This is a genomic window from Streptomyces sp. NPDC004752, from assembly GCF_053601275.1.
The window spans coordinates 1-12,617 of the sequence record NZ_JBSGBN010000200.1 but is presented as its reverse complement, the minus strand read 5'-3'; the positions used below and the strand labels follow the sequence as shown (position 1 = coordinate 12,617).

The 12,617-nt window shown below is 63.1% G+C and carries 9 protein-coding genes, 1 tRNA gene and 1 pseudogene; 3 read left to right on the top strand and 8 right to left on the bottom strand.

All coding sequences use genetic code 11. The features are described from left to right. Nucleotides 1-493 precede the first annotated feature (493 nt). Nucleotides 494-1,546 (top strand): Yip1 family protein, encoded by a 1,053-nt coding sequence (locus tag ACWEKM_RS43680; protein ID WP_451626868.1) that lies wholly within the window; start codon nt 494-496, stop codon nt 1,544-1,546. 110 nt (nt 1,547-1,656) lie between these two features. Here ACWEKM_RS43680 and ACWEKM_RS43675 read toward each other — a convergent pair whose 3' ends face one another. Both ACWEKM_RS43675 and dcd read right to left on the bottom strand, forming a co-directional pair. After that, nucleotides 1,657-2,154, bottom strand: coding sequence for a phosphoribosyltransferase (locus ACWEKM_RS43675; RefSeq protein ID WP_451626867.1), 498 nt, complete (start codon nt 2,152-2,154; stop codon nt 1,657-1,659). Between the two features lie 5 nt (nt 2,155-2,159). Continuing rightward, nucleotides 2,160-2,735: a dCTP deaminase gene (dcd, locus tag ACWEKM_RS43670; RefSeq protein WP_351746686.1), complete on the bottom strand. Its 576-nt coding sequence runs from the start codon at nt 2,733-2,735 to the stop codon at nt 2,160-2,162. 671 nt (nt 2,736-3,406) lie between these two features. Here dcd and ACWEKM_RS43665 point away from each other — a divergent pair. Continuing rightward, nucleotides 3,407-3,480, top strand: a tRNA-Gly gene (locus ACWEKM_RS43665). 113 nt (nt 3,481-3,593) lie between these two features. On the opposite strand, the pseudogene ACWEKM_RS43660 reads toward ACWEKM_RS43665, so the two are convergent. From ACWEKM_RS43660 to ACWEKM_RS43650, 3 genes and pseudogenes are all read right to left on the bottom strand, one after another. Then, nucleotides 3,594-3,919 (bottom strand): annotated as a pseudogene (locus ACWEKM_RS43660) (tyrosine-type recombinase/integrase); the annotation flags it as partial. Nucleotides 3,920-3,981: 62 nt separating this feature from the next. Next, a complete protein-coding gene (locus ACWEKM_RS43655) occupies nt 3,982-4,419 on the bottom strand; it encodes an ATP-binding protein (protein ID WP_451626869.1) in 438 nt (145 codons plus the stop codon). Nucleotides 4,420-4,698: 279 nt separating this feature from the next. Beyond that, nucleotides 4,699-5,439, bottom strand: coding sequence for a GntR family transcriptional regulator (locus ACWEKM_RS43650; RefSeq protein ID WP_451626866.1), 741 nt, complete (start codon nt 5,437-5,439; stop codon nt 4,699-4,701). 81 nt (nt 5,440-5,520) lie between these two features. On the opposite strand from ACWEKM_RS43650, the gene ACWEKM_RS43645 reads away from it, so the two are divergent. Then, the gene (locus ACWEKM_RS43645; protein WP_451626865.1) at nt 5,521-6,615 is read left to right on the top strand and encodes a DUF1152 domain-containing protein; all 1,095 of its coding nucleotides are present in this window, start codon (nt 5,521-5,523) and stop codon (nt 6,613-6,615) included. Between the two features lie 166 nt (nt 6,616-6,781). Here the strand turns inward: ACWEKM_RS43645 and ACWEKM_RS43640 are convergent, their stop codons facing one another. From ACWEKM_RS43640 to ACWEKM_RS43630, 3 genes are all read right to left on the bottom strand, one after another. Next, on the bottom strand, nt 6,782-9,919 hold the full coding sequence (locus ACWEKM_RS43640) for a DEAD/DEAH box helicase (protein WP_451626864.1): 3,138 nt from the start codon (nt 9,917-9,919) through the stop codon (nt 6,782-6,784). After that, nucleotides 9,920-10,771 (bottom strand): Hachiman antiphage defense system protein HamA, encoded by an 852-nt coding sequence (locus tag ACWEKM_RS43635; protein WP_451626863.1) that lies wholly within the window; start codon nt 10,769-10,771, stop codon nt 9,920-9,922. A gap of 604 nt (nt 10,772-11,375) precedes the next feature. Next, nucleotides 11,376-11,705: a hypothetical protein gene (locus tag ACWEKM_RS43630; RefSeq protein WP_451626862.1), complete on the bottom strand. Its 330-nt coding sequence runs from the start codon at nt 11,703-11,705 to the stop codon at nt 11,376-11,378. Nucleotides 11,706-12,617: the final 912 nt, after the last annotated feature.

Below are 12,617 nucleotides of genomic sequence, written 5' to 3'. Positions count from 1 at the left end.
ACTCCGTCAACGCCAAGAAGAACGAAGGCAAAGCGAAAGACACGATCCAGGTCGTGGACGTCGCCCAACTGCTCCTCGACTCCGTCAAGACGCCGATCGACCCGGCGGGCGAGCCGGAGCCGGAAGACGCGCCGGAGCCGGAACCGGTGAAGTGACCCGGCGGCGGCACCCCTGGCCGCCACCGGCTCCCTGCTCGACACCGCCGACACCGCCGACTTCGACGGCGACGGTCACGACGACCTCGTCCCCGGCGGCTCCCGGCCGCGGCTCGTCCCGGCGGCCGGGCGGCCCGGCGGCCCGGCGGGCCTCGCGGCCGGGAACACGGTCACCGTCGCCCCACGGCCGACGGTCACTTCCTCCACCTCGGAGTCCCTGGTCCGGTAACCCACCCCACATCCCGCCCCCGTGCCGTACCCCCCGCGCCGCACCCGCCCCTCTCCTACGCCTCTCCCCTATGCCTCCCCTACGCCCCTCCCCAGGGGTCCCCTAGGGGATGTCACAGCTCGGCCGCAAAGCCGGGTCCGAACCCCCGGGCCCCGCACGCCATTCCGCAGGACCAGGTACGTTCGATGACGTGGCTGGATTCAGGATCGGACGCGGCGGCCGGGACAACCGGGCCCCGCAAGCGCGCCCGCAGAACCCCCCGTACGGACAGCAGGCCCCGCAGGGCCCGGCGCGCGGCCGGCAGGGGCAGGGGCAGCCGTACGGCCGACAGGGACCGTCGTACGGCTATCCCCCCGCACCGCAGCCGCACCCGCAGCAGCGGCCGCGGTACGACGACGGCGGCCAGTGGCGGCAGACGGGCGGCGGACACCCCGGCCAGGGCGGCGACGGACCGGAGTACTTCGGCGACGGCTACGGCCACCAGGGCGGCCACCCGCAGGGCGGCCCCGACCCGTACGCGGCCAATCAGCCGGGCCACACCCAGGCGTTCTCGATCGACGAGGACCCGTACCAGCAGGGCGGGACCTACCAGGCGGGCTCGGCCCCGGCCGGTCCGATCGGCCCGCGCCTGCGCTGGAAGGACCTGCTGCGCGGCATCGTCCTCGCGCCCAACCAGACCTTCCTGCAGATGCGGGACTACACGATGTGGGGCCCGGCCCTCATCGTGACGTTCCTCTACGGCCTCCTCGCCGTCTTCGGCTTCGACGGGGCCCGCGAGGAGGCGATCAACGCGACGCTCTCCAACGCCGTCCCGATCGTCCTGATCACCGCCGTCGCGATGGTGCTCAGCGCCTTCGTCCTGGGCGTGGTCACCCACACCCTGGCCCGCCAGCTCGGCGGCGACGGCGCCTGGCAGCCCACGGTGGGCCTGTCCATGCTGATCATGTCCCTCACGGACGCGCCCCGCCTGGTCGTCGCCATGTTCTTCGGCGGCGACGCGGGCTTCGTCCAACTCCTCGGCTGGGCCACCTGGATAGCGGCCGGCGCCCTGCTCACCCTGATGGTCAGCCGCTCGCACGATCTGCCGTGGCCGAAGGCCCTGGGCGCGTCTGCGATCCAGCTGATCGCCCTGCTGTCGATCGTGAAACTGGGCACGTTCTAACCCACCACCACACCCCCGAGGGGCCCCAGGCAGACACCAGCCGCCGGGGCCCTTCCGCATGACCGGCCCGCGAAGCCGCCGACCGGACAAGACCTGCCGCCGGTCCCCTCTCAGGCGTCGAGCACCTGCCCCGCCCGCCTGACCACAGGCTGTTCGACGCTCCACGGGAAGTTGATCCAGTCGTCGGTGCGCTTCCAGACGTACTCGCACTTCACGAGGCTCTGCGACTTCTCGTAGATCACGGCGGACCGCACCTCGGCGACCGTGTCCAGGCAGAAGTCGCGCACCAGCTTGAGCGTCTTGCCGGTGTCGGCGACGTCGTCGGTGATCAGGACCTTCTTCTCGGAGAAGTCGATCAGGTTCGGAACGGGCGCGAGCATCACCGGCATCTCCAGGGTCGTGCCCACACCGGTGTAGAACTCCACATTCACGAGGTGGAGGTTCTTGCAGTCGAGGGCGTAGGCGAGCCCGCCCGCGACGAACACCCCGCCCCGCGCGATGCTGAGCACGATGTCCGGCTCGTACCCGTCGTCGGCGATGGTCTGCGCCAGCTCGCGCACGGCGACGCCGAACCGCTCATAGGTCAGGTTCTCGCGTATGTCGGTCACGTCGCTCACACCTGCGTCCGGTGGAAGTTGAGGTAGGACCGGGAGGCGGTGGGCCCGCGCTGCCCCTGGTACCGCGACCCGTACCGCTCGCTGCCGTACGGGGACTCGGCCGGCGAGGTCAGCCGGAACATGCACAGCTGCCCGATCTTCATGCCCGGCCAGAGCTTGATCGGCAGGGTGGCGAGGTTGGACAGCTCCAGCGTGACGTGCCCGGAGAACCCGGGATCGATGAAGCCCGCGGTGGAGTGCGTGACGAGCCCGAGCCGCCCGAGGGAACTCTTGCCCTCCAGCCGTGAGGCGAGGTCGTCGGGCAGCGTGATGACCTCGTACGTGCTGGCGAGCACGAACTCCCCAGGATGCAGGATGAACGGCTCGTCGCCGTCCGGTTCCACGAGCCGGGTCAGATCGGCCTGTTCGACGGAGGGGTCGATGTGCGGGTACCGGTGATTCTCGAACACCCGGAAGAAACGGTCCAGCCGCACGTCGATGCTCGACGGCTGCACCATGGATTCGTCGTAGGGATCGATCCGTACCCGCCCGGCGTCGATCTCGGCCCGGATGTCCTTGTCTGAGAGAAGCACGTCCCGAGGATACGCACGGCGCGCGGAGCCGTGACAATCGCGACGGCTCCGCGCGCTGACGAGGCGACCGACGAAGCACGGGGCGCCGCCGTCGGCAGCAGCCCCCTACGACGGGCTACCACATCTCACTTTCACAAGATCCCCAAGCTCCCACTCACCCCTAGTACTACCGCTACTGCCCTTCACCACTACTCACCGCTGCTCACCACTACCGCTTGCTGCTGCCCGCCCCTACCGCTTCTCCAGCGCGACCGGCACCGCACTGCGGAGCCGCGCGCACCGCGGACACCGGACGAGCCGGCCGGGTCCGAGCCGCTCGGCCTGCTGCATCGGGAACGAAGCGGTGCTGAACACGTGCCCATCGGCACAGCGGACGACGGTACGTTCCATCAAGTTCAAGAGTCCCTTCCCCAAGAGCCGCGTCTGGCCGACTACCCTGACGACAAAAGCCACATTACGGGATCAAAGAGACGACTCTCCAGGCGGCACTCCGGCCCCACCCGGCCCCTCTCCCTCGCCCCACCGTACGCCCCAACTCCGGCCCCCCGCACCCGGATCCCACCCCCTGAAACGCACTCAGACCCACGGCGTCGGCACCGGGGGCCTGCGATGAGGTACAGTGAGCGAGCGTTCCGACACCGACCCTGATCGTCTCCGGATCGGCGTCTTACGCGGGTGTAGTTTAATGGTAGAACATCAGCTTCCCAAGCTGAGAGCGCGAGTTCGATTCTCGTCACCCGCTCCATGCTTAAGGCCCAGGTCAGGGACCTGGGCCTTGTTGTTGTGCGTGGCGATCACTCGTCGCGCGCCAGAACCGTGATCGGCGGGGTCCGCTGTTTCCTGTTCTGGCACGGCCACAGCTTCCTGCCATGCCTTGCGGGCGGTGGCGTCGAGGCCAGCCGCAACATCCTGCTGTCGGTCGTCGTCGGAGTGCTCGTAGATCAGCGCGGCTTTCTCGGAGGACTGGCCGGCTCGGACCATCGTGTCCTTGAGCGTGGCGCCGGACCGGGTGGAGAGGGTGTGTCCGGTGTGGTGGGGGTCGTAGAACCGGAAGCCCTCGGGGACGCCGACGGCAGTACGGGCCTTGCGCCACTCTGCGTACGGGCCTTGCGCCACTTGCAGCCGAACATGCTGCGGCGGAAGGCCGCGCCTTTCACGCCGAGGAAGACCAGGCCGTCCGGCCCCCCGCCCGCGCGGACCTTGACCTTGAGCGCCTCGACGTCATGTCACGGCGGCGAAGTCGCCCTCACGACGGCCAGGCATCGGCGACGACAAAGGAAACCACCGTGCCGCCGAAGCGACTCGGCCCGGAAGACCAAGACTCGGCGATCGAGTCGACCAGCAGCAGCCCGCGGCCATGCGCGTCATTGGCGTCAGGGCGCCGCAGTCGCACGTTCGCAGGGAAGCCAGGGTTGTGCACCTCGACCCGAAGCGAGGTGTCATCCCTGAACCACTCCACCCGCACAAGCCACGGGTCATCAGCCTGCCCGTAGCGGATGGCGTTGGTCACCAGCTCCGAGATCATCAGCGCGCAGTCCTCGACCGAGCAGGCCGGGTTGTACGGGGCGATGAACTTCCGGAACCAGCGCCGAGCCCGAGGAACGGACTCCGGCGCCGGGTGCAGGGTCATCGCCCCGAGCCGCGGTGAGTCCTCAGAGGGATAGCGGTCGATCGTGTAAGCCACCATTCGCGCTCACTCCTTGCCGCTGCCGTCGCAGTCGAGACAGCGCCGCTTCCATGTGGCACGGGTGCGGTCAGCGGCAGCAGCGAGCGCCAGGGACGTACGCGAGCCGACACGCTTCCAGCCGCGCCCCCGACAACTCCGGCAAGGTAAGTGCGCTCCCTGGTCCGGCCGCTGACTCGTCACTCCGTACCCCCTTACGATCAAGTGGCCTTAGCCACTTACTGGATAGTGGCATTAGCCACTCGCAGCGCGCAAGCCGTTCGCCGAAGTGACGAACCATCAGGTGAGCGGATACCCCTGTTCGAAGGCCCAGCGGTGCGGCGGGTAGGTGGCTTCGGCGAACTCCAACGGCCGGTCCTGGAGGTCGAAGACGACGTGATGCACGATCAACACAGCGGACTCAGCATCAAGCTGGAGGTCTGCCGCCTCCTCCTCGGTCGCCTCGCGGGCACACATGCGGTCTTCCGCGTAACTCCCCTGCCGCCCCGTCATGGTCTCGACGTACATCAGGGTTCCCTCTTGGATCCGCTCCGGCTCCAGGAGCTTGGGCGCCCGCTGTCCGATCTCGGGCGCGAACCACGAGGTAGACAGCGTGATGGGTCCGTCCTGGTTATTGGTCACCCGTCGGCGATGCACGGCCCGCCGGTCCTTCACCAGGCCCAACGCCTCAGCAACATGATCAGGCGCGTCCAGCCACCCGGCCGACGTGATCACCGCGTACTCACCGGGCGTGTAGATCTTCCCGGTTTGCCGAGCCCGCCCGTACAACTCTCGTGCCCGCCGGTTCACTTCGAGGCTCCGCACATACGTCCCAGAACCCTGCCGCTTCTCGACAAGCCCTTGATGGCTCAGCGCCTCCAACGACCGCGCCGCCGTAGGCCGGGACACCTTCCAGTCAGCCGCCAACTGCCGCTCGGAAGGAACCTCGTCCCCCGGCCGCAGATCACCCCGCAGGATCTGATCACGGATGAAGTGAGCGATCTGGAGATACTTCGGCTGCGTCTCCTCGATCTGAGGCATGTCCCCTCCTCGTCCAAGTGGCTATAGCCTCTAGCCACTATAGGGTGAGTGGTCAAGGACCCACCCCATAGGCTTGAGCCCATGACGCGGTTGATCGTCGCAGCAGGAGGAGGGGGCGACGCAGTCGCCGCCGCAATGCTTCACGCCGCCCTGTACGGCGACGAGGACCAGGCGGTGATCCTTACGTACGCGTGGGACCGCTTGCTGATCGACCCGCTACCAGGCCCCCGAGGAACCGACGACTTCACCGGCCTCGAACCGCTCACCCCGACCGTATGGAAGGTGCCGGCGGAAGCCCGCCCAATCGCACCGGCAGGCTCCACGCTTCCCCGCCTTGCGGCAGAGCTCCCGCACACGTTCGCACTGATTGACCCGAGTCACGGCGCCGAGGGAGTCACGCGCCAACTCGAAGACCTGGTCACTCACCTACGGCCGACCTCGATCGATCTCCTGGACGTCGGCGGCGACGTGTTGGCCCGAGGCGACGAACCAACGCTGAAGAGCCCACTCGCGGACTCCCTGACACTGGCAGCATGCGGCCAAGTGAACGCCTCCATCCGCCTATTGGTCGCAGGCCCCGGCCTGGACGGCGAGCTGTCACACGAGGACCTGCGAAGCATGCTCGGCCCACTCGTCCACACCCTGACGGCGAAGGACACCGAGCCGGTCACCTCGGTCCTGGAGTGGCACCCTTCTGAGGCAACCGGGATGCTCGCTGCTACAGCGCGAGGCGTACGCGGCACGTGCGAAATCCGAGACGCCGGCCTTCCCATCCCCCTCACCGACGAGAGCCCGAAGGTCCACGAGGTCGATCTTGACGAGGCCCTCAGCCGCAACGAGCTGGCACGCGCCGTCATGTCGACCACCGCCATGGACCAGGTGGAGGCCCTGAGTCGCGAGGTCTGCGGCTTCTCCGAGATCGACTACGAGCGCAACAAGGCTCTATGGCTCCAGGAGCAACGGCCGTCGAAATTCGACGCCGGGTCGGTACTCCCGCAGCTCACCGGATTCGAGGCAGAGGCCCGAAGCCGCGGAGTCACTCACACGACGTTCCGCCACCTGACCGAGGCCCTGAACCTCAACGGCTCACAGCGCGATGACCTGCACCGATTGCTCATCAACAGCCGACCGGAGCAGTACACGGCCCCACTCTGGCACATCCCAAATGCCACCTGAGTAACAACATTCTTTACGGGTTCAAGGCGGCTCGCTCCGCTCCCCGCGCGCGGCCCGGCCCCCGGGCCGCACTCACAGCGAGCAGCCACCTGACGCCAGAGGAGGAATACCTCGCAGCCTGCGGCGACGCTTCTCCTGATGCATGAACGTGGCACTGCACCATCGATCAGGCGGTGGAACCTCCCACCGCCTCCCAGACGATCTTCAGCGTGTCCGTCGAGAAATTCCTTGTTGAGGCATTAGCCCATGCTTCCGGGGACTGTGCTGCAACCCATGCTCTCGCTTCTTGGAAGGAAGCGAAACGCGGTGCCTGGGCCCCAAATTTCTTCGCCGCCGCCCTGGGCACACCAACCATGCGCAGTGGTAGTGCATCAATAGTGTTTACGCCATAGAACGACATGGCCGGGACATGGAACGCAGAAGAAGTCGCTTCAGGGTCCCTACCGGAAAGTTCAATCAATTGCAAAGCACCGATCCCCCAAGGAAGATACCCGGATACTTCGCGGAATAGATATCGTCCCGCCTTTGTGAGAGGTTTATCCACATGAGAAAACCAGTTGTCTGCAATCTCCGGAAGCGTTTTCCCTGATACCCAGTCATGGAGAACGCCAGCGACTCTCCGCGTATCCAACCCACCTGCTTCATCGGTGGGAGACAACGACATCTCGGGAACCTCAGCGAGAACCTCAATCACTTGCATGAGAGGGTTCAGGCTATCTCCGAAAAGATTCTCGGGAGCCCAGAATTCTGGTTCCTTGAATACTCGCGGGGAAGACGCCGATAGAAGTCCGACACTCGGCAATGAGAGTCCTGTCGTATCAGCCACACCAAGGAAGGAGTTCGCGCGGAACTCTTCCATGAAACCGCGAGACCATGCCACTAGGCGTTCAGCAACCTCCCGATCTGTCGACTGCAAGCCATAGAACACCAGAGACGACCGCAAGATCTCTTCCACCTCGGCACTCGCAGACTCAAACCCACCAACCTTGAGGGCATGCGCGAGATACTGGAAGAAATGACTAATTTGCGGATTTCCTCGCACAAGTCGAAGGTTATATTCAGGACGCCGCTCATCGAGTAGGCTAATTGCCTTGAGGAGAGCCGAAACAACCTCGACCGCTTCACCTTCAAGATAATTGCGAAACTCTTCATCCTGAGGCTTTCCTGTCGATGGGTAGATAACTACCCCTACTCGATCTCTCAGAGCGCGACCTGCCCGACCAGCGATATTCCAGAACTCTGAATATCGGAGTGGACGGTACTTCTCACCGCGACCTTGCGGCACCTTAAGAGTCTCTATAATCACCGAAGATAGTGGGAAATCAACGCCCTGCGCCAGGGTCGAAGTGCCCGCTACAATGCGAATGCACCCCTTGTCCAGCAACACCTCCACAAGACTACGAACCTCAGGAGGCAGGCCTGCATGATGGAATGCAACCCCTGAGCGCAGAGTTTCGACCAATGGATAATTCTCGCCCAGCTCATTCTTAATGTAATCAATCGCAGCAGCTAGCAGTTGCGGATCTGGGCACTCGTCCGGTGCCAGCCTAGGCAGGCTCTCAGCGACTTGCGAAGCACGCTTTTCCGCTTTTCCTGGGCCGCCAGTGAGAATAAGTGCACCTCCTGCGCGTTCGCTCATTGAGATGGCAAGGGAGGCAGACATCGCCTCCCGCTGGCGAGTTTCACGATGCACCGCAGCTGGACCCAGGTCCATTACGACACCATCCCAGTTAGACGGCTGTGTCGCGGATGGAAGCAGCGTTAAAGCATCATGATACGCCTTCTCTTTTCGGTTGCGATCCCAATGTCCAAGTGCACGGATCTGCTCGCTCGGCTTCCAATTCAGTTCGATAGCGGCACCTTCACCAGCGCCAAGCCATTTAGCCAGATCAGAAGCATTTGGCAAGAATGGGGTCAGCAACAAGAACCGGCAGCGCCGACCCTTCTCCCTTTTCAGCGTGGCTAGAAGCAACTCCAGGCGTGGCCCTCGGGTTTCATCAGCAATATGGTGCGCTTCATCAACAACGACCAGCGCAAGGTCACGGATGCTTGGGTGCCCCGACTTGACAAGTAGATCAAGTTTTTCGGGCGTTGTTACGAGAACATCTGGGCGCAGGCTTAGAAGCCGACTTTCAGTGGGGTCCAACTCAAAGACAGGGGCAGCGGCCTCTACCGAGATGTCTGTGCCATCTGACCTAGCACCTGAAAGATCTCTCCGAAGCCGACGGGTCATCTGATTGACCAAGGCCCTGGTTGGGACTAGGTATGCAACGACAGAACCAGGATTAAGGGCAATGTTTTGAACAATCGAGAATTCCGCCAGAAGAGTTTTTCCTGCACTAGTCGGCATTTGTACACTAATGGCGGTCTTAAACGGGTCAAGCAAACTTTGCGATAGTGCTTCCCTTTGAGACCACCACAACTCCGACACAGGACTTTGTTGATCATTCGAAGCGATCTGCTGAGCAAATTCTCGTGCTGCCGAGGAGAGCCTAGAGGTGTTATACCAAATTGAAGCCTTAGCCATCGCAGTAGTCAGGGGCTCGACGGACTCACCCACGCGCTCTAGCTCAATATCACCACTGGATCCAAGTAGCAGACGCGCGTTTTCTGCATGCCTCTGCAATGTAACTAGCACACCTTCTGGATCACCCGTCCGGAGATATCTACCCAGTACTACTAGGGCTTCACCAATATGGTACAACCCAAGCAACTTGCACTTCTCTTTATCTTCGCGCCAATCCTCAATACTTGCTGCACCAAAGATTCTAGATTCAGCTTCTCTCTGCAGGCTTGAAAGTCGCGTGAGATGCTGGATCCCTTCATCTACATCTTCCCAGGAGCGACTCTTTCGGGCCAGCATTCCGAGTGCCGTGACGGAACTAGCCCAAACTTGCTCACTCCAATCCTGATGCTCCTCTCGCCCAGTGGCTACGCGGAAAGTATCTCCGCTTAGAAGAAGCCGCAACTCGGGCTGCCTCTGTGCCAAAGTTCCAGACACAATGAGCATCCAGAGTTCATACAATGAAACGCTAGTACTTGTTGACCACCTAGCTGCACGAAGATGGAACGCTCGGCGGGCGAAGTCAGCGACTCGACTTTCGTCTTGATCAGAGCGTGCTGCGGTGACGGCTAGAGATTCAAACGACCACGCGATCTCATCGACGGACTCGGAGTCCAGTTCATCGGTTTCCTGAGTATCAGCATCCAGGAACTGGGCCAGATAAGACAACCGTGATGAACCGATTACATCGTCTCCGCCTCCACTCAGAAAGGCATCAACAAAGACTTGATTGCGATCCATCTACGCCGCCCCCTCTCTGGCCAATCGGTAAACATCCTGGGCTATGTCGAAGAGATCACCCTCAACTACTATACTAACCCATCTAATTGAATGCCCGAACGAATTTGGGTCAGTTTTGAATTTTCCCGGGTCATCTTCGTGATGCGTTTCAGTCGTTCGAACCAGAAGTGGAGCCAACACGACTTCTGGTTGATCTCTTTTAAGGATGAACGCGGTATGAATACGCGAGCAGACTCCAACGTAAGAATCTTCGGCGTGATCACGCAACCAACACAGCTCCTGCAGAAGCGCCCGCCGCGATCCGACTAGTTCGGCAAGTTTCTCCTCCATTCCTGACACAACACCAGGGGGTGTTTTGCGGTCCTGAGATCCCTTCACTTCGCCAAGGATGAGGGTGACAATCTGCTGCTGCTCATTCTCTAATCCAATTACGTCGGCACCGCGAGTCTGTTGATCAGGGATCTCCTTGTGCTTGATCCTGGAGGCGGGTATGACGGTGCCGAATACTTGCTTTAGAGCTTCTGCAGCCAGGATTTCACCGAACTCACTCCTTTGGACATCGAATTGCTTGCCTCTGTCCCCCTTCCATGCAGCGGGCAAAACTGCGTCCCGCTCTTCGGTGAGAGCTAGCTGGACATCTTCGTCAGTGATTTCAAAGGACTCGCCACTGAACATCGTCAGCTCTCGGGCAGAGCGCAGGAAGCGCGCTCTAGCGTCGACTTCATCGAAGTAATGCGCAGTTACAAGCGGGGCAACGGTGCGCACGAACGATTCCGGATCTGCCGGGACGACGTGGACGTACCTGTGTTCGCCAACGGTCCTGTCCGAAACAATCCTGAACAGATCGGACACCTGTCCCCCATCCCCCGCCCCCGCGGTGTCATGTGATGCCCGCCTAGAGACCGCAGGCCACACCACTTCCCCAATCTACGGATGAGATGCCCACGGGGGAACCATGCGTACCCAGCTATCACTCTCCTGTGCGATGGCATCCCCAACGTGGACGTAGCGTCCACGTCCTCTGTCTGTCCCCTGCGAGAGCAGCGCGCCGACGCACACGCCAGTCTGGAAGGTGGCGGACACGGCTGACCGGTTCGGAGCCAGAGCCGGCGCAGGTGTGGTCATGCCAGATCGTGAGAGGAGCCATGGGGACAGTGGGCAGCACGTCAGCGTAAAGCCGAGAATCGTCGACACTCCGCCGCAGGTCAGCAGCCCAACTCGACCTAGATCACCTAAGTCCCAAGCTGGAGTCCCTGAAGCTGTGATCACCGGCTGACCACCACTGTTGGGGGGATCCGGTCCTGCCGTCACAGCTTGCTCTGTTCGACGACACCCACAGCAGCGTGGCTGAGGCCGGTGGGAGTACAGCGAGGCACACGCGCGCCTGATCAGTCAGCGCACCCACCGTCGTGGCTGACTGTCGTCGGCTGAGGTACAGGCACCCCAGACCCCGTGCTCAGTGTGAAGGCATGAAGCCGGCAGACAGGTCGAGGTGCAACACGGAGCCCTGAGCCGTCGGAGTCCACCCCTCAAGCAGAGCAAGCCGAACAGCCTCAGCAACACCTGACGGCAGCACAGGCTCAGCCTCGCGACCGATCCAGTTGCTCGGATGCGGCTGGTCGGTGGTGACTACGAGCGTCATGCCCGGGGTGTCCGCATGCTCGACCGCGAACGTGCACGGCGACCAGGCCAGACCCTGGAAGTACGTCGGCCTGCCTCGCAGCCGCCAGTGGTAGACCGTGCCGTCGACAACGATCCGTCGTGATCCCTTGTGGACCAGCGCCATGGCTCCCCCTTCAACAGCGAAGATGCTAGCGAGCCTGGCCCCGCCGTCCGTCTCAGTTTCCGTCTCATTCAGCGCCGTTCACGGCCGTTCAGACGAGACCCGGGACGGTAGCCAACCAGACGCCCGGCCGCGCATGAACGCAGGTGAACGGCCCCGTCCGAGGTTCCCGGGACCACCACCACAGTTGGAAAGCGTGTTGGCCGTACGCGGGTTCAGCAGGTGTCTGGTCGTGCCGAGCCTGGTTGGGATTGCCGTACGCCGGTGCACGCCACCAGCGTCCTGCCGTCCGCGTCGAGAAACAGCATGAAGATCCACGATCCGTCGGCAGTCCTGATCTGCCCCAGTCGAACCGGTTGGCTGTATAAGTCGAGACGTTGCACAGCCCGGGCCAAGCCGGAGGTCTCGATACCCCTCCGAATGGTGTGACGGAGTCGGCGCCCGTAGACCGTCGCGAGTGACTTGGGTGAGGTCGTTCCGTCCCAGACGACGTATGAAGCGTCGGCGCGGAGTGCAGCGAGAGCTGCCGACGACGCGTCGTCGCCATCACCCAGCAGCCGTTCGAGCTGTTCCCGTTCCATGGCCCCACCCTGAGGCATAGACGAACCCCGTACCGAACCGCTCAGCAGATGTCAGCCCACCTGGCCCGGCTCGAACGGGCTGGCCCCCTCCACAACGGACCGGTGCTGCGGGTCTACAGCGCGCCGGCCGACGCAGGCAGACTGATCGTAGGACAGCCGTCAGCACTCCCGCACCGGTGTTTCCCACACCGCAAGGGCAGCGAGGGTGAGTGCGTAACTGCGTGACAACGCCGACGAACAACGGGGGTTAGCCCTTGATCGGGGACACCCTGATCATTGGATCGTGAGGATCCGAAGAACAGGAGTTCCCGTTGGGGACGTCGAAGTACTCGCC

Bases quoted from the DNA above. Each gene is read 5' to 3' on its own strand.
- ACWEKM_RS43680 (WP_451626868.1), top strand. From the start codon at position 494: ATGTCACAGCTCGGCCGCAAAGCCGGGTCCGAACCCCCGGGCCCCGCA.
- ACWEKM_RS43650 (WP_451626866.1), bottom strand. From the start codon at position 5,439: ATGCCTCAGATCGAGGAGACGCAGCCGAAGTATCTCCAGATCGCTCAC.
- ACWEKM_RS43640 (WP_451626864.1), bottom strand. From the start codon at position 9,919: ATGGATCGCAATCAAGTCTTTGTTGATGCCTTTCTGAGTGGAGGCGGA.
- ACWEKM_RS43645 (WP_451626865.1), top strand. From the start codon at position 5,521: ATGACGCGGTTGATCGTCGCAGCAGGAGGAGGGGGCGACGCAGTCGCC.
- ACWEKM_RS43630 (WP_451626862.1), bottom strand. From the start codon at position 11,705: ATGGCGCTGGTCCACAAGGGATCACGACGGATCGTTGTCGACGGCACG.